The sequence below is a fragment of the Spirillospora sp. NPDC048911 genome, assembly GCF_043198015.1.
Lineage (GTDB): Bacteria > Actinomycetota > Actinomycetes > Streptosporangiales > Streptosporangiaceae > Spirillospora.
Genome location: NZ_JBICUD010000005.1, coordinates 231,660 through 248,800, shown reverse-complemented (window position 1 = coordinate 248,800; position 17,141 = coordinate 231,660). Strand labels below are relative to the sequence as shown.

General features: G+C 70.7%; 16 protein-coding genes. 4 read left to right on the top strand and 12 right to left on the bottom strand.

Going from position 1 to position 17,141, the window contains the following annotated elements:
* Window positions 1-137: 137 nt before the first annotated feature.
* Complete coding sequence (locus ACGFNU_RS23990; RefSeq protein WP_392596938.1) at window positions 138-1,934, top strand: protein kinase; 1,797 nt, start codon at window positions 138-140, stop codon at window positions 1,932-1,934.
* A gap of 158 nt (window positions 1,935-2,092) precedes the next feature.
* The gene (locus ACGFNU_RS23985) at window positions 2,093-3,379 is read left to right on the top strand and encodes a serine/threonine-protein kinase (protein WP_392596937.1); all 1,287 of its coding nucleotides are present in this window, start codon (window positions 2,093-2,095) and stop codon (window positions 3,377-3,379) included.
* A 9-nt stretch (window positions 3,380-3,388) separates the two neighbouring features.
* On the opposite strand, the gene ACGFNU_RS23980 is transcribed toward ACGFNU_RS23985, so the two are convergent.
* The 10 genes from ACGFNU_RS23980 to ACGFNU_RS23935 form a co-directional block, all read right to left on the bottom strand.
* Entirely contained in the window at window positions 3,389-4,519 is a 1,131-nt protein-coding gene (locus ACGFNU_RS23980) for a DUF6114 domain-containing protein (protein ID WP_392596935.1), read from the bottom strand.
* Between the two features lie 6 nt (window positions 4,520-4,525).
* Entirely contained in the window at window positions 4,526-5,113 is a 588-nt protein-coding gene (locus tag ACGFNU_RS23975) for a DUF6230 family protein (protein WP_392596933.1), read from the bottom strand.
* A 268-nt stretch (window positions 5,114-5,381) separates the two neighbouring features.
* Complete coding sequence (locus ACGFNU_RS23970) at window positions 5,382-6,005, bottom strand: two-component system response regulator (RefSeq protein ID WP_392596932.1); 624 nt, start codon at window positions 6,003-6,005, stop codon at window positions 5,382-5,384.
* 117 nt (window positions 6,006-6,122) lie between these two features.
* Window positions 6,123-6,788 (bottom strand): response regulator, encoded by a 666-nt coding sequence (locus ACGFNU_RS23965; protein WP_392596930.1) that lies wholly within the window; start codon window positions 6,786-6,788, stop codon window positions 6,123-6,125.
* Complete coding sequence (locus tag ACGFNU_RS23960; RefSeq protein WP_392596929.1) at window positions 6,785-8,044, bottom strand: sensor histidine kinase; 1,260 nt, start codon at window positions 8,042-8,044, stop codon at window positions 6,785-6,787. The genes ACGFNU_RS23965 and ACGFNU_RS23960 overlap by 4 nt, the downstream gene beginning before the upstream one ends.
* A gap of 88 nt (window positions 8,045-8,132) precedes the next feature.
* Window positions 8,133-9,344, bottom strand: a complete 1,212-nt coding sequence (locus ACGFNU_RS23955) for an alpha/beta hydrolase (RefSeq protein WP_392596927.1) — start codon at window positions 9,342-9,344, stop codon at window positions 8,133-8,135.
* Window positions 9,341-10,486: an alpha/beta hydrolase gene (locus ACGFNU_RS23950; RefSeq protein WP_392596925.1), complete on the bottom strand. Its 1,146-nt coding sequence runs from the start codon at window positions 10,484-10,486 to the stop codon at window positions 9,341-9,343. Before ACGFNU_RS23950 ends, ACGFNU_RS23955 begins: the two co-directional genes overlap by 4 nt.
* Window positions 10,487-10,808: 322 nt before the next feature.
* The gene (locus ACGFNU_RS23945; RefSeq protein WP_392596924.1) at window positions 10,809-11,735 is read right to left on the bottom strand and encodes a cytochrome P450; all 927 of its coding nucleotides are present in this window, start codon (window positions 11,733-11,735) and stop codon (window positions 10,809-10,811) included.
* Between the two features lie 110 nt (window positions 11,736-11,845).
* Complete coding sequence (locus ACGFNU_RS23940) at window positions 11,846-12,499, bottom strand: LuxR C-terminal-related transcriptional regulator (protein ID WP_392596922.1); 654 nt, start codon at window positions 12,497-12,499, stop codon at window positions 11,846-11,848.
* Window positions 12,496-13,212, bottom strand: a complete 717-nt coding sequence (locus ACGFNU_RS23935) for a sensor histidine kinase (protein ID WP_392596921.1) — start codon at window positions 13,210-13,212, stop codon at window positions 12,496-12,498. Before ACGFNU_RS23935 ends, ACGFNU_RS23940 begins: the two co-directional genes overlap by 4 nt.
* Window positions 13,213-13,500: 288 nt before the next feature.
* On the opposite strand from ACGFNU_RS23935, the gene ACGFNU_RS23930 reads away from it, so the two are divergent.
* Both ACGFNU_RS23930 and ACGFNU_RS23925 read left to right on the top strand, forming a co-directional pair.
* Entirely contained in the window at window positions 13,501-15,066 is a 1,566-nt protein-coding gene (locus ACGFNU_RS23930) for a Rieske 2Fe-2S domain-containing protein (RefSeq protein WP_392596920.1), read from the top strand.
* 102 nt (window positions 15,067-15,168) lie between these two features.
* Window positions 15,169-15,375 (top strand): hypothetical protein, encoded by a 207-nt coding sequence (locus ACGFNU_RS23925; protein WP_392596919.1) that lies wholly within the window; start codon window positions 15,169-15,171, stop codon window positions 15,373-15,375.
* Between the two features lie 27 nt (window positions 15,376-15,402).
* On the opposite strand, the gene ACGFNU_RS23920 is transcribed toward ACGFNU_RS23925, so the two are convergent.
* Window positions 15,403-16,317 carry a hypothetical protein gene (locus ACGFNU_RS23920; protein ID WP_392596917.1) on the bottom strand — a complete coding sequence of 305 codons (915 nt, stop codon included), beginning with the start codon at window positions 16,315-16,317 and terminating at the stop codon, window positions 15,403-15,405.
* A 28-nt stretch (window positions 16,318-16,345) separates the two neighbouring features.
* Window positions 16,346-17,140 carry a sugar transferase gene (locus ACGFNU_RS23915; RefSeq protein ID WP_392596915.1) on the bottom strand — a complete coding sequence of 265 codons (795 nt, stop codon included), beginning with the start codon at window positions 17,138-17,140 and terminating at the stop codon, window positions 16,346-16,348.
* Window position 17,141: the final 1 nt, after the last annotated feature.

Below are 17,141 nucleotides of genomic sequence, written 5' to 3'. Positions count from 1 at the left end.
ACGGGCATCACGCTTCTGTCGCTCGTCCAGTGCCCGTGAACCCCTGGGGCGGTACGGGCGTCATAGTGAAAGAGTGAGGGGACTCGGCCCGCGGGCCGGGTAAAAGATTGTCAGCAAAACTCGGTATGGTCGCGGATATGCCGAATGACACCACCGGGGAGCGGTTGCTCGCAGGCCGTTACCGTCTGGGGACCCAGGTCGGTCGCGGTGGCATGGGCACGGTCTGGCAGGCTCACGATGAGGTCCTCGGTCGTGACGTTGCGGTGAAGGAGGTCATCCTGCCGCATGGTCTCACCGATGAGGAACGCAGCGTCCAATACAAGCGCACTTTCCGTGAGGCGCGCACCGCCGCGCGGCTGGGCCACCCCGGCGTCGTCACCGTCTACGACGTCGTGGAGGAGGACGGCCGGCCGTGGATCATCATGGAGCTCATCCACGCCCGCTCCCTCGACCAGGTCATCAAGCAGGAGGGGCCGCTGGAGCCCCGCCGCGCCGCCGAGATCGGCCGCCAGATGCTCGCGGCCCTGCACGCCGCCCACGACGCCGGCGTCCTGCACCGCGACGTCAAGCCGAGCAACGTCCTCATCACCCGCGGTGACCGCGCCGTCCTGACCGACTTCGGCATCGCCACCGCGTCCGGCGACGCCACCCTCACCCAGACCGGCCTGGTCATGGGCTCGCCCGCGTACATCGCCCCGGAGCGCGCCCGCGGCCGCATCGCCGGCCCGGCCTCCGACCTGTGGTCCCTGGGCGTCACGCTCTACGCGATGGTCGAGGGCAAGTCCCCGTTCGAACGCGCCGAGCCCATGGCCGCCCTCGTCGCGATCATCTCCGACGACCCGATGCCCTCGGCCAACGCCGGTCCCCTGACGCCCGTCATCGAGGGCCTGCTCACCAAGAACCCCGACCAGCGCATGGACGCCATCGAGGCGGGCGCCCTCCTCGACGAGATCGTCCGCCGCGAGACCGTCGACACCCAGCGCACCCTCGCCGTGGAGGTCGCCCTCGAAGACCTCATGGCCGAGGAGACCGCCGCCGACCCCACCTACGCCGAGCAGGCGTACGACGAGCAGGCATATGACGAGCAGGCGTACAGCGAGCCCGCCTACAACGAACCGGCGTACAACGAGTCCGCCCGCGGCGAGCCCGCGCACAACGAGCCCGCGTACAACGAGACTCCCCCCGAGCCCGAGATCCGCCTCAACCTCATGCCGGAGCGGCACGACCTTCCCCCGGCGACCGAGCCGGTCTCGCAGCCTCCCGCGACCGGCGGGTCCGCCCTCCCGCTGAGCCGCAACACCCTGATCATCGCCGGCGTCGTGGTGGTCCTCCTGGTCGCCATCATCGGCATCGCCCTCGCCCAGTCGGGCGGCGACGACGAGCCCGGCCCCACCCCGACGACCAGCAAGTCCACGCCCAAGCAGACCTCCCCGTCCACCCCGGCCACCGCCACCAAGGCCAAGGCCAAGAACGACGTCCCCGCGGGCTTCCGCCGCCACAAGGACGGGAGCGGATACGAGATCGTCGTCCCCGACGACTGGAGCGGGCCCGAAAGCAAGTCGGGCGGTGACTTCTTCTACTCGCCCGACCGGGGCACCTACATTCAGATCGACCAGACCGACGATCCGAGCTCCAGCGCCCTGGCCGACTGGCGGGAGCAGGAAGGAGGCGGCGCACGCTTCAGCGGCTACAAGCTCCTCCGGATGGAGAAGACGGGCAACAAGCCGCCGGTTCCGGACACCGGCGACGGCTCCAAGTCCGCGGACTGGGAGTTCACCCACGAGACCTCTCGGGGGAAGGTCCGCGTGCTCAACCGCGGCTTTGTGGCGAACGGCCACGGCTACGCCATCCTGATCTGCGCCCCCGCTGACGACTGGGACGAGACCATCGACAAGCTGGCGCCGGTCTACGAGCACTTCAAGCCCGCGAAATGACGGGTGGCGCGCCGTACCTGTTCCGATCTGTTGTTCTAGGTCGGTAAGGTCGCGAACCGGGGGACGGGTGGAGACGTCCCAGATACAACAGTTGTCGGTGAGGTGTGCGGGGGGCGTTCCTCTAGGCAGCGCTCCGTGCGACGGGGGACCATTTAGCCATGGGAGAGGGTCATCTGCTCGGCAACCGCTACCGGCTGGAGTCGGTGGTGGGCCGCGGCGGGATGGGCACGGTGTGGCGCGCGTACGACGTCATGCTGGATCGCGAGGTCGCGGTCAAGGAGGTCGTGCTCCCGCCGGGGCTGAGCGTGCCCGAGCGCGATGTCCTGTACGAGCGCACGTTCCGGGAGGCCCGCGCGTCGGCGCGGCTCACCCATCCGGGTGTCGTCACCGTGCACGACGTGGTCGAGGAGGGCGGGCGGCCCTGGATCGTGATGGAGCTGGTCCGGGCGCGGTCGCTGCAGGACGTCATCGAGCAGGGGCTGCTGACGCCGCGGCGGACGGCCGAGATCGGGCTGCAGATGCTGGCGGCGCTGCGGCACGCCCATGAGAAGGGCATCCTGCACCGTGACGTCAAGCCCAGCAACGTGCTGATCACCGATGCCGGGCGGGTGGTGCTGACCGACTTCGGCATCGCGCAGGTGGAGGGCGACGCGACGCTGACGCAGACGGGCCTGGTGATGGGCTCGCCCGCCTACATCCCGCCGGAACGGGCGCAGGGCGAGCGGGCGGTCCCCGCGTCCGACCTGTGGGCGCTGGGGGCGACGTTGTACGCGGCGGTCGAGGGCCGGTCGCCGTACGAGCGGTCCGACGCGATGTCGTCCCTGGCCGCGGCCCTGAGCGAGCCGGTGCCGCCGCCGCGCAACGCCGGGCCGCTGTCGAGGGTGCTGGAAGGGCTGCTGGCGCGGGAGCCGAGGCACCGGATCACCGGCCCGCAGGCGTTGCCGCTGCTGACCGAGGTCGCCACGATGCCGGTGGCGGCGCCGGTGGACGAGACCGTGCTGGACGAGCCGAGCCGGCTCCCCGCGGCCGAGACCGTGCTCGACTCCGCGCGGTTCGAGGCCGCCACCCGTGAGGACTCGGGCGGATACCCGCGCAGCGGCCCGCAGTGGCAGCCGGGCAACGGGTCCGGTGGGCCCTACCGGCCACCCGAGCCGGAGGTGCGGCGGCCCCCCGAGCCGGAGGTGCGAACGCTCGCGGAGACGGAGTGGACGCCGCCGCCGGACCACGGCGCGCGGTCGCCCTGGGAGGCGCAGCCAGCGAAGTGGTCGCAGCCGATCGAGATGCCGCAGGGGCGCCCGCGTGAACGGACGAAGACGATCGTGATCGTCGCGATAGCGGTGATCCTGGTGGTGGCGGCCGTCCTCGCCGGCGCGTTCATCCTGCGCCAGAAGCGGAACGGGACGGCGATGCCGGTCCAGCAGCACGGGTCGGTGCTGGTCCTCTAGGCCCGGAGCTCAGGCCCGGACGCCGAGGCCGTCGATCTCGGCGCCCCCGGCCCGTACCGCGCACTGCTCCGACACCAGGTCCGTCATGACCATGATCGGCAGCGTCAGCGGCGGCGGCCGCTCGGGGGTGAACGTGAGCGGGACGCCGAGCAGCTTGGCCGACATTCTGGTGGTGAACATCACCACGCCGTCGTTCAGGGTGAGGCTCGGGGTCGTGAGCCCGCTCCTCACCGTCGCCTGGTCGACGTTCTTGAGGACGGCCTTGCTCATGCTGAACTTCAGCGCGCGCACGGTGCCGGTCCTGGTGGTGAGCTCGGCGACGCCGTCATAGCTCAGCCCGGACATCGTCAGCGAGCTCGCGCGGAGCGTGGACGGGTCGGTGTACGTCTGGAAGCCCCCGGCGGACTTGGCCTTGCCTGAAGCTGGGCAGTCCTCGAGCTTCTGGAGCAGCTTGGCCGCCTCGCCCTGCGAGAGGCCGGAGGTGCCGGCCGGGACCTCAGGGCACGCCTTGCCGCTCGGCGTGGGCGTCACGGGCGGGGACGCCGTCGAGGTCGGCGAAGGAGAAGCCGAAGGGGACGCCGACGGGCTCGCCGTTGAGGTGGCCTGCGGTGATGGGGCCGGGCCGAGGAACTGCACGCCGAGCACCGCGGGCAGCAGCGCGGGCGCCGCGAACGCCATCAGCTTGCGGTGGCGCGGGGCCGCGTGGACCTCCCGTCCCAGGACCTCGCCCGGGAAGACCGGCTTGGGCTCCACGACGGGGGCCCCGGGCGCCGGAGCGTCCGACCGGGACGGGAGCGGCGACCAGGCGAAGCCCATCGTGCCGCCGATGAGGCCGAACAGCATTCCGGCCGCGAAGCCCCCGAAGTTGGACGTGAGGAACGACGCCAGCGACAGCAGCACGATGAGGATGCCGTAGAAGCTGCGCTGGGCGGGCTGGAACCACAGCAGGCCACCGGCCACGATGAGGAGCGCGCCGAGCAGCCAGCTGGCGACTCCGGCCATGCCCTGGTGGACCGTCACCGGCATGGGCGCCAGGGGGATCGCGATCAGCTCGACGCCGCCGGCGGCGGCGAACACGCCGCCCCAGAAGGGACGTGTCCGCCTCCACAGGCGGAACCCGTGCGGTTCAGCGTTCTTCATAGATCCTCAGAAGCACTCGTCGCCGAGCTTCATGCTGAGGTCGCTCAGCCTGAAGGTGCCGGCGGTGGTCGCCCAGGCGGTCTGCCGGACGTTCTTGAGGTGGATCTCGTCGGCCTGCTGGCCGAACATGCCCGCGGCGCCCTTGCCCGGGCCCTTGTCGAGGGTGCTGGCGTCGCGGCCGATCTCGATGTTCCTGAACACCGCGTCGGCGTCGAGCTGCGCCACGTCCAGCGTGAGGTTCTCGGCGGTGACCGGGGTCTTGCCGGTGCCCGCGGTGAGCCGCAGGGTGAACGGGCCGACCTTCACCGACTGGCACATGTTGCGGATCGTGGCCTCGGTGATGCCCGACACCTGCACCGGGTGCTTGGTGCCGTCGCCCTGGTGGTCGACGCCGCCGTACTGCACGAACCCGTTCCCGTCGAGCGAGTCGGCGCTGACCTTGAAGCTGCTGCCGGAGACGGCGAAGGACGACGCGATCGTGCCCTGAGCGGTCATGAAGATCAGCGCACCGGCGCCGAGGGTCGCGGGCGCGGCGATCGCGGCGAGCCGCTTCCAGCGCACCCGGCCGAGGGGGGCCTCGGGGGTCTTGCTCATGTGCACTCCAGGGGGAGAACGTCCGAACCGGACACAGGTGACGCCCGCCACTTACGTGACGAACTGCTGCGAAGTTACCCCCAAGTACTTACTTGCGCAAAACCCAAACCGGGGTGCCGACCGTAAAGATCTTGAGTCGCTGACCTGCAAAGATGCTCGATCTGTCGCTGGTGCAGCAGATTTCGGGCATGCCGAAAGTGACTACTTACGGTGATGAGCACAAAGATCGAGAGGCCTTGTGAGAGGACGAGAAGGGAGTCCGGAAAGCTCAGGCTCCGGCGACCAGTGCGTCCAGCGTCGCGCGGAGTTCGGCGGCGTTGGTCTCCAGGCTTTTGAGGGACTCGACGGGCATGTCCGGCGGTGTCTCGGCGCGGACGCGGGCCAGGTCGTCCTCGATCAGGGCGATCCGCTGGTGGAGGTTCTTGAGCAGCTGCTCGCAGGAGGGGAGGCCGGTGTCCTCGGCGATGGCGTGGCGGAGCGCCGCGGCCTGCCGGTGCAGCTGGAGGTTGCGCTGGTGCAGCTCGACGAAGACCGAGACCTTGGCGCGCAGCAGCCACGGGTCGAACGGCTTGGTCAGGTAGTCGACGGCGCCCGCCTCGTAGCCGCGGAACGCCTGGTCGCCGTCCGAGCCGGCGGCGGTGAGGAAGATGATCGGGATCTCGCGGGTGCGGGCCCGGCCCTTGATGTGCCCGGCGGTCTCGAAGCCGTCCATCTCGGGCATCACGACGTCCAGCAGGATCAGGGCGAACTCGTCTCGCAGCAGCTCGCGCAGGGCCTCATGGCCCGAGGCGGCGGGCACGACGGTGACCGGCAGCGAGTCGAGCACGGCGGACAGCGCGACCAGATTCTCCTCGCGATCGTCCACTGCGAGGATCTTCGTGGTGTGCGGCACCGAGCGCCTCCTCTCGTTGCCGTCAGTGTGCATTTCGGAACCTACCCTGTCATGCCCTTGCCGTCCGTGACAGTGAATCCTCGCAGAGTCACCGAATTTCCACGTAGGGTGATTATGTCAGGAAAGCCAGCCTGGTTTGACGAGGCCGGACTCGTAGGCGAAGACGACCAGCTGTGCCCGGTCGCGGGCGCCGAGCTTCACCATCGTCCGGCTGACGTGGGTCTTCGCCGTCGCCGGGCTGACGACCAGCCGTGCCGCGATCTCCTCGTTGGTGAGGCCCTCGCCGACCAGGGTCATGACCTCGCGCTCACGCTCGGTGAGCGCGTTGAGCCGCGGTGAGGGCGCCGGTTCCTTGGCCCGGGTGGCGAACTCGGAGATCAGCCGCCGGGTGACGCTGGGCGAGAGCAGCGCGTCGCCCGCCGCCACGGCCCGGACGGCGTGGATCAGCTCGACCGGCTCGGTGTCCTTGACGAGGAACCCGCCGGCGCCGCCGCGCAGGGCCTCGAAGACGTACTCGTCCAGCTCGAACGTGGTGAGGATGACGATGCGCACCCCGTTCAGCCGCTCGTCGGCGGCGATCCGCCGGGTGGCGCTGAGCCCGTCCAGGCCCGGCATCCGGATGTCCATCAGGATCACGTCCGGGTGCAGGCGGCGGGCCTGCGCGACGGCCTCCTCGCCGTCGCTCGCCTCGCCGACGACCTCGATGTCGGGCTGGGCGTCCAGGAGGGCCCGGAACCCGGCCCGGACGAGGACCTGGTCGTCGGCCAGCAGCACCTTGATCATTGAACTTCCCTCTCGGGCTCGGCCGCGATGGGCAGTGTCACGCGGACGCCGAAGCCGCCGCCCGGCCGGGGCCCGGCGGTGAACGAGCCGCCGAGCGCCGTGGCCCGCTCCCGCATGCCGCGGATGCCGCTGCCGGTGCCCGCGTGATCGTCCAGCAAGGAGACACCTCGGCCGTCGTCGTCGATCTGTACGGAGATCTCCCGCTCACCGTAGGCGATCCGGACCTCGGCCGTCACCGGGCCGGGACCGGCGTGCCGGCTGACGTTGGTGAGCGACTCCTGCACGATCCGGTAGGCGGCCAGGTCGGCCCCGGCGGGCAGCGGCCGCCGGTCGCCCTCGATCTCGGCCGTGACCGGCAGCCCGGCGTTGCGGGCGCGGTCGAGCAGCTCTTCGAGCCGGGCCAGCCCGGCGGTGGGGGAGCGCGGCGCGGTCTCGCCCTGCGAGCGCAGCGCGCCGATCACCGAGCGCATCTCGGTGAGCGCCTCCTTGCTGGCGTCCTTGATCGCCGCGAGCGCGGTCCTCGCCTGCTGCGGGTCGTCGTCCATCAGATGGAGCGCGACCCCGGCCTGCACGTTGATCATCGAGATGTTGTGGGCGAGCACGTCGTGCAGTTCGCGGGCCATCCGCAGCCGTTCCTCGCTGGCCTGGCGTCTGGCCTCCTCGGCCTGCGTCCGGGCCCGTTCGGCGAGCTGGGCGCTGCGCATCCGGACCAGCTCCGCGCCGGTGAGCACGACCAGGGCCCAGCCGACCACCATCGTCGAGGCGCCCCAGCCGGGCCTGCTCACGGGCAGCGGGTCGTCGCCGCCGAACAGCCAGGCGACCGCCAGCATCCCCGCGAGCGACACGACCGTGCCGGCCCAGGCCACCAGCCGGTGCCCGGCCACGACCGCCGCGACGAGCGCCACGCAGAGCGAGATGAAGACCGGCCCGGGGACGAAGCGGCTCAGCGCGTAGGTCGCCGTGACCGCCGCGACGCCGAGGAGCGTCTCGCGCGGATACCGGCGGCGGAGCAGCAGCAAGACCGGTCCGGCGATCAGCAGCGCGACGCCCAGCACGCCCAGATGGGTGAAGTCGTCCCCCGAGCCCGCGCCTCCCCCGTCGGACCCGTCCTGGGCCCAGGGCGGGCCGTGCCCGTCCGACCTCTGCGCGCCGAACGACCCGATGACCTGGATCGGCAGGATCAGCAGCGGGACGACCCAGACCGGCCATTGCGCGGGCCGCGGCCAGTGCGGCTGGTGCGGCGTGGAGGTGCTCATTCCTGCACGTTAGGCCACCGCTTCCCGGTATGGCGTCGGCTCAGAGGCGCGTTCGCGGATACTCCCCCAGGCGTACGCCGAACCCGGTTCACTGGTCGGTCCGGAGGTGCCGGACCAGCCAGTCGGCGACGTGCGGGACGTGGCCCTGCCAGCCCTGGAGGGTCTCGGGCGAGACCGCGAGCACCAGCTGCTGGGCCGTCATCGGCGGCCGGACGAGCCTCACGAACTGGGCGGCCTGCTGGATCGTCCTCGGGTCGGCCTTCCCCGCCGCGGCCAGGAACGCGATCGGCGGGGTGGGCAGGTTCTTGAGGCGCCACAACAGGTCGTTGTCCTGTTGGTAGACCCTGCTGCCGCCATAGAACGGGCCCTGTGCGGCCGTGAAGACGCCGGAGATGCTCGCCGCCGCCGCGAAGCGGTCTGAGTGCAGCATGGCCAGGCGGGTCGCGCACTGGCCGCTCGCGCCGAACCCGGCGATCCCCCATCCCTGGCGTGACTGAGGCAGCCGGTACGTGTCGCCGAGTGCGACCGGGAGGTCTTGGGCATAGAACGTCTCTGCGCGGCCGCCACGTTGCCCTGGCACGTCCAGGCAGGCGGTGGGGCGACCGACGACGGGTTTCCCTCGGTGGGGGAGACCCTTGCCCGCCTCAGGGCCGGCAGGCGGCTGCTTCACCGGGGAGAGGCCCTGCGGCGAACGGATCATCACGGAGATCATCGGGGGGCCGGAGGCGCCCTCGACGGCGCTCCGGGGCAGCCGGGCCTGCTTGATCCAGGCCAGCCTGTCGTCGGACGGCGCCCCGGACATGAAGATCGTGACCGGCAGCCGTTTGGCCGCGTACTCGGGCCTGAAGTACTCCGGCGGGAGGTAGACGTACGCCTCGCCGCGCAGGCCGCTCCGCGCGCCCGTGATGTCGAGCCGGTCGACCTGGCCGTCCTTCACCGGATCGTGCTTGCGCCCCCGCCGCGACGGCCCGAGGCCGGTCGTGGTCCGCCGGACGAGGACGGCCGGGTCGGCCTCCGCGCCCTTGCTCTGCTGCACCTGCTTGACCTTCACGTTCACCCGGTCGCTGCCGAGCAGGTCCTTCCAGGTGGCGTAGAAGACGAAGTAGCGGTTGGAGATCAGGACGATCGCCGCCGTCAGCAGCACCTGGCAGGTGAGCAGCAGGCCGGAGCGGGCCAGCAGCGGCAGCGGGCCGCGCCCGGTGAGCCGCGGCCACCGCCGTACCGACAGCACGAAGGCGACGGCGGCCAGCAGGCAGACGGGGAGGATGAGTCCCGCGCTCGTGGGCTCCAGCGAGGTCACTGGCCTTCTCCTCGCAGGTGCGTGCTCAGCCATTCGATGGTGGGCGGGATGTACTTGCGGAACGTCTTGAAGTTGTGGCCGCCGGTGGGCAGCAGCACCTTGTCGACCAGCAGCGGCGGCCGCGCCAGTTGCATGAACGTCTTCGCCTGCGCGTAGGTCTTCTCGCCGACGTCGGCCGAGGCCACGAGGACGGAGATCGGCGGCTGGGGCAGGTTCCGCATCCTCCAGAGCAGGTCGTTGTCCTGCCTCAGCTGCTTGCTGCGGTCGTAGAGCTCACGCGTCGTGGTGTCGAGGATCGCGTGGAAATGCCCGGCGAGGCTGGCCGCGGCGGTGAACCGGTCGGAGTGCAGCATCGCCAGCTTGACGGCGCAGTAGCCGCCCGCCGAGTAGCCCGCGACGCCCCAGCCCTGGCGGGACCGCGCCGCCCGGTAGGTGTCGAGGATCGCCTCGGGCACGTCCTGGGTGAAGAACGTCTCGACCTTGGGGCCGCCCGGCACGTCCGTGCACTCGGTGTCCCAGCCCGGCTCGACCGTCGGCCGCATCATCACGTAGATCATCGGCTGGATCCCGCCGGCCGCCCGCTGCCTCGCGACCTCCTCGGGGAGATGGCCCTTCTCGATCCAGACCAGCCGGTCCCGCGAGGGGTAGCCGGCGATGAAGAGCGCGACCGGGAACCGCTTGACCGCGTGCTGCGGCTGGAAGTACTCCGGCGGCAGGTAGACGTACGCCTCGGAGGTGATGCCGCTCCGCACGCCGCTGATCTCCAGGTGCTGCACCTGCCCGTCGCGGACGGGCTTCGCACCGTCGCGGGGGCCGAGCTTGGCCTGCACCGTCCTGACCACCCGCGTGGCCGCGGCGGCGCCCGGCCCGGTCACCGGCCGCGGATGCTGCCGGACCTGCGCCTTGCCGCCCGCCGCCCCCACCAGGTCGGTCCAGGTGCCGTAGAAGAGGTAGTAGGCGTTGACCCACACCAGCAGGGTGAGAACGATCAGCACCTGGCCGCCGAACAGCAGCCCCGCGCGCGCCGCCGTGGTCTTGATCCCGGCGGCCGCCAGCCGCGGCCAGGCCCACACCGTGCCCGCCAGGCACACCGCCGTGATCAGGGAGAGCACCCCGAGCAGGCCCCAGCTCGTCAGTCCCACGACCCTGCACTCCTCGTCCGATGAACCCTGCCCCCGACGGCCGGGCGCGCCACTCAGCTGATCGACACCAGCCGAAGTGACAACTCAGCGGGCATTCAGGAGAGTTCCAGCGACTCTGCGGCAAACGATCAAGAACCTAACGGACCGGGCGTCTCCGGCACGTCTCCGGAATGCCGTGTCGTGCCACGGCCGGGCATTCATCGCGATGTGGGCGCCGTGCCGTGAGGTACGCAGCGGACGCGAGGGACGGCTCAGATGGCCGGAACCGGCCGGTCGGTCAGTCGGGCCGTCGTCACTCGGGCCGTCGTCATTCCGGCCGTCGTCATTCCGGCGCCCAGCGGACCGGCAGGTGCTCGAAGCCGTGCCGGGCGGTGGACCGGAGCCGGACGGGCTCGCCGGCGAGCTCCAGCCGGCCGGGCCGGTCGAGGATCGCGAGGATCATCGCGCGCAGGTGGACGCGCGCCAGATGCCCGCCGAGGCAGACCCGGGCGCCGTGGCCGAAGCTCAGATGCCGCTCGCTGCCGGAGACGAACCGTTCGGGCAGGAACCGGCCGGGCTGGACGTAGACCTCGTCGTCGTGATTGGCCGCCGTGAGCCACAGCGCCACCTGCTCACCGGTCCGCAACGGCACGCCGCCCATCTTCGTGCTGCGCCGGACGAGCCGCCGTACCTGCATCACCGGGGTCCACCAGCGCAGCATCTCCTCGACCGCGCTGTCGAGGAGGGTCTCGTCGGCACGGCCCGCGCGCAGCCGCGCGTACTGCTCGGGGTGCCGGACCAGGGCGTACGCGCCGCCGGCCACCGTGTTGCGCAACGTCTCGGGCATCTCGTTGAGGACGCCCGTGATGAGGTCGGCGCTCTCTTGCCCGATCCGGCTGAGCAGGGCCTGCGCCTGCGGGTCCATGTCGATGGGCGTCCCCGCGGCCGCCCCGCCTCCGTCGTCGGCCGCCGTACCTCCGGTGTCGATCGGCATCCCGTCATGTGCCGAGCCCCGCACGACGGGACCGTGCAGGGTCTCCAAGGGGATGGGGGAGAACAGTTCGGGCCGGGACAGCGCTCGCCGCACGTCCGTGTACCTCAGGACCGCCCACGAACCCGGCTCGCCCGCGAAGCGCCCGTCCAGCCACACCACCGGCGTCTTGCCGCGCAGGCGGTCGAGGCAGTCGTAGGGGACGCCGCGGGCGTAGGTGTCCGGACAGTTGAGGACCTCGGTGTCGGAGATGGGCAGCGCGCCTCGTCGTTGAGGCATGGGGACCTCCTGCTCTTCCTATGCGGAAGTTAACGCGTCCCGGCTCTCCCCTCTATGTCCGGTTTCGGTCGTGTCGAACGCGCAACTGCCGCGATGCCTCGGGCGTCCGGTCAGCCGACCAGCCATTCGCCGGTCTCGACGCTCACCAGGCCGTGCCGCGCGGCCTCGATCACGGCCTCGCGCTGGGAGTGCACGCCGAGCTTGCTCAGCACGCTCTGCACGTGGCTGCGGGCGGTGCTGCGCGTGACGCCCATCGCCTTGGCGAGCGCCTGGGTGGACTCGCCCCGGGCCAGCCTGGTGAGCACCTCGCGCTCGCGCGGGGTGAGGAACTGCGCGACCTTCTGCGCCTGGCTGCGCGGCCGGACGTCCAGGGCGTCCCGGCGGGTGCCCTGGTCGATCACGACCTCGCCGCCGGCGACGCGCCGCAGCACGGTCAGGATGTCGCCGGCCTGCTGCCCCTTGTGCGCGAACCCGCGGACGCCGGCGGCGATGCCCGCGTCCAGGACCGCCCGGTCGAGGTAGCCGGTCAGCACCACGAACATGGTCTCGGGCGCGGCGGCGCGCAGCCGCGGCATCCACTCCAGGATCGTGCCGCCCGGGAAGTGCAGGTCGATCAGGCAGACATCTGCCCGCCTGCCCCGCAGCACGGGGAGCACGTCGTCGGGGGAGTACGCCACCCCCACGACGACGTGTCCCGCGTCGTTGAGCACCAGCGACAACGAGTCGGCGAAGACGGCGTGGTCGTCGCAGATGATGACCCTCACGGATGGAGCCGCCAGTCGTCCTTCGTCATGTCCGTCATCTCCACGGGCGGGGCCGAGGGCAGCAGCATGCGCACGCGCGCGCCGCCCATCTCGCAGGTACGGATCTCCAGGCTGCCGCCGTAACCCGAGATCAGGTCGTGCACGATGCCGAGCCCCAGCGAGGCCAGCCCGCCCGTGCCCGCGCCGAATCCCGGTCCGTCGTCGTCCACCTGGATGGTGACCCAGCCCTGGTCGACGCCGACACGGACGTCGACCCGGCCGGCGGCCACCCGGCAGGCGTTGTCGAGGACGTTCCGGAGCGCCCGCCACAGCGCCACCGGGTCCATGTGCGCCCAGGCCGCGGTGCCCTCGAACGCCACCTCGTGCGAGGTGGCGAGGCGCATGCCGGTGACGACCTCGGCGGTGAGGCCGTCGACCTGGATGCGTTCCGGGCAGACCATGGGCTGGGTGGTGATGTCGTCGTCGTTGTCCTCGTCGAGCTGGCGGATCAGATGGTCGAGCCACCGCGTCTCGCCGAGCAGCTGCTCGATGCGCTCGCGGCTGCCGGCGCCGATGTCGTCGGCCACGACCACCGCCGAGGCGAGCATGATGATCGTTCCGAGTTCGTGCCTGATGTCGTGCCGTAGCCGCCGCCGCCACAGGGCCGAGTCCCCCGGCTCGGGCCCCCGCGGGCTCACCCCGGTGAGCGTCGCGGCGTATTCGGGCGTGTCCAACGGTGATGACCGAGACTGCCCGTTTTTCATGGATGGACCCCCGTCCGTAATACCAGCACCATGATGACCGTCACCCGAAACGCCACCTCTGTCCAGACAATTGACCGCAACCGACCGAGCCATGACCGGAAGTGGACATAGCCGAGTTGAGGTAAACCCTCCCCATTGTCGGGGCGTCCAAGCCAAGATTGTCGGTTTTGCTCTCGCCATTTCTTTCATGCCTACGGCGTAGTTACCTTGCGCATTCCGGTGGGTGTGAACGCCATCCCCCGGAGCGACAGTCTTGGTATGCCGACGGTCACCTTTCTCGGACATGCAGGGCTGGCGGTCGACGGGGACGCGTTCCACCTGCTCGCGGACCCGTGGCTCGCTCCAACGGGTGCGTTTCTCGGGGCCTGGCACCAGTACCCGAGAAACGATCATCTTGACGTTCCCGCGTTGCTCGATGCCGACTGGATCGCCGTGTCCCACGAGCATCTAGATCATTTCGATCCCTGGGTCATCGCGCGCCTTCCCGAACGGGCCAGAATCCTCATTCCGCGTTACCCCGGACCCGCCTTCCGGGAACGGATGCAGGAGGCCGCGGGAGCCCGTCAGGTAATCGAGATCCCGGCCTGGGAGAAATTCCCTCTCGACAATCGCGGATCATGGATCACCGCGATTCCAGAGCTGTCCCCAATGTGTCATGACGCGGCATTTCTGATAGTTGCCGACGGGCGCGGGATCCTGCACTGCAACGACGCCCGGCTGACCGCGGCACAGGCCCGCCGCGCCAAGCATCAGGCGGGCGGGCGGCTCGACCTCATGGCCCTGCAGACCGCGGGCGCCTCCTGGCATCCGATCTGCTACGAGTACCCGCCGGAGGAGATGGCCAAGGTCTCCATGGACAAGCGCGTGGCCAAGCTGCGCGCGGCCCAGCGGCTCGTCCGGCAGACCGCGCCCGAGCTGGCGGTGCCGTTCGCCGGGCCGCCGTGCTTCCTGGGCGAGGAGGTCGAGCGGCTCAACTGGGTGCTCGACCAGGCGGACGGCGCGTTCTGCGACGCGTCGGTCGCCACCGGATGGCTGCGCGAACACCTCCCCGCCCAGCGCTGGGAGTACTTCAAGCCGGGCGACACCATCGACCTGGACACGGGCGAGATCACGCTCGACCCCACGTCGGCCGCGTTCGAGTTCGGCGACGAGGCCAGGCCGGACTACCTCGCCCGCTACACCGCCGACCGCGCCGCGCACATCGAGGAGGTCCTCGCCGAGTACCCGGTGCCCGACGCGGGGCTCTTCGATCGCTTCGTCGCCCACTTCGAGTACCTGGGCGGCCTGAGCGACTACTTCCTGCGCCAGATCGGCATGCTGGTCCGCTTCGAGATCACCGGGCCGAACGGGGGCGTCTGGGACGTCGACTTCTCCCCGGACGGGCTCACGGTGGGAGTGGCCCGCCAGGGCACGCGCCCGCACTACCGGATCACCACCGCGGGACGCTGGGTGGACGGCATCCTCAAGGGCCGGCTCGCCTGGGAGGATCTGCTGATCTCGTTCCGGCTCAGCCTCTACCGCGACCCCGACGTCTACAACGACTATCTGGTCGGCCTCCTCAAGCACGCCAACGCGCCCGCGCTGCAGGCCGTCGAGGCGTACGAGACGGGCCGCGACGAGTCGGAGCGCATCGTGGTGGAGTCGGCCGGCCACTCCTACGACATCCCGCGGTACTGCCCGCACGCCGGAGAGGACCTCGCGGTCGGCGCCGTCATCCGCGACGGGCGGCTGCACTGCCTCGCCCACAACTTCGCGTTCGACCTCACCACCGGCGTGTGCATCAACGCCCGGTCGGCCAACCTGACCAGCCGCCGGCTGGCCTGAGCCCGGCAAGATCACGTTTTGGTACCCTGGTCACTCTCCCCCATGTCCGTAACGGTAAGGTTTGCCTTTGCTTTGAACGGGTTTCGGGGGGAGTGTCGGGGAATGGCGGGCAAGAAGGCCGAGCTGGCGAGCAGGCTGGCGGCCGTGTTCGGGAAGCTGGACGCGCTGAACACACCGAAGCGGATCGGCGTGCTCATCGTCGCGTTCGTCGTGATGGTCGGCCTGCTCGAAGTGGCCGCGCTCCAGCTGGGCCACGTGCAGGTGCCGCTCCTCGGCGGCGACGACGGGGGCACCGCGGCCGGCGGCTGATCACCCGGTCACCGCTGATTCGGCCACTCATCTCGCGTTGTGCTCCTTGAGGAGCGACTGCAGGTCGGGATGCCCGTTCCGGCCGTCGGCGTCGGCGAGCGTCGGGCAGGCCCACTCGCCCTGGTGTCCCCACGAGTACGCGATGTCGAGCGGGGGCCGCGGGACGAGCCGGTCCCAGCGCCGCAGCAGCTCCCGGAACTGGCCCGCGGTCGGCAGCCAGTAGTGCCGGGGGCCGTCTGAGCACTCCGTGCCGAACGTCTGGAAGACCGGCACGATCACGCGCCGCGGGATGCCCGCGTCGTCGGCCATGCGCACCATGCGGTCGATCGCGTCGATGTTGCACTCCGCGCGGGCCTTCGAGGCGCCCTTGCATGGGTAGGGATCGAGGCCGACGAGATCGACGTTCACCTTCTTCGGGGTGACCGGCTTCATCGGGAAGTCGGTCAGCGAGATGAACGTGACCTGCCCGGGGGCGTGCCGCTTCACGTAGTCGGCGCGGCGGCGGATGTCACCGGCGATCTTGGGGCACGTGCCGGGATCGGGCTCGTCCGACAGATACCAGCCGTACACCTTGGGATGGCTGCCGTACTTCCGGACGGCGGCGGTGAACTCGTCGTACGACAGCTCGAAGTCGTCGCACTGGAAGTTGCCGGCCCAGAGCAGCGCCCGCATGCCCTCGGGCAGCGCGGCGAGATCGCCGTCGTCGGGCTTGACGTCGACGAGGTCGTAGCCGAGCTCCTTGAGCCGCGGATGGTCGCCCGGCTTGGTGTTGAGCGTGATGTGCAGGGTCATGCCGGGACTGGTGGCGGCCACGCCGGGGCTGGCGAGTGGCCCGCGGTACGGCTCGTGGGTGTCGGAGGCGCTGCGCTGCACATAGAAGAGGAAGCCCGCGACGAGCACCACCGTGGCGACCACGGCCGAGACCTTGAAGCGGATGTCCATCGACGATGTCCTTCCCCGGGGCGGAACGTCAGGCGGCCGAGCCCGGCTCCTCCACCCGCTGGCCGTCGGCCTGGTGCAGTGGTGCGGGTGACCGGGGCGCGGGCGCGGGCCGTTGCGCCACGGTGCCGTCCGCGGTGACCTGCAGCGGCGGGATCTGGAAGCCGAGTATGTGCCGCACGGTGTCCCAGAGCGCGCGGAAGGTGGCGCGCATCGACGGGTGGCTCAGGTAGATCGCGTCGACCTGGACGCGAGCCGGGACGATGCGTTCGATGTAGTTGACGAGATCGACCTCCTCGCCCGGCGGCAGCACGTCGAAGTCGCGGAAGCGCACCTCCGAGACGCCGGTGAGGCCGGGCCGGTGGTCGAAGATCCAGCGGCAGTGCGCGTCGTAGTGCACGGCCAGGTCGTACGTCTCGGGCCGCGGCCCGACCAGCGTCATGTGGCCGCGCAGCACGTTCACCAGTTGCGGCAGCTCGTCCAGCGACCATTCCCGCATCAGCTTGCCGACCTTGGTCAGCCGCGGGTCGCAGTTGGCGGTGACGGTCAGCCCGCCGACGCCCTCGCGCATGGTGCGGAACTTGTACATGACGAACGGCCGCCCGCCCTGCCCGACCCGCGTCTGCCTGAAGATCCCCGGCCCCGGGCTCGTCATCTTCACGAGCAGGTAGAGGCAGAGCAGCGGCACGCTCAGCAGCACCAGACCGGCGAGCGCCCCGGCGATGTCGAGGACGCGGCGTCCCCTGGAGGGCGCGATGCCGTCCGACGGATCGACCGAACGCGTCTCGAGTTCTTTGGGAGGTCCGAACTCCTTCTCGGCGGACATG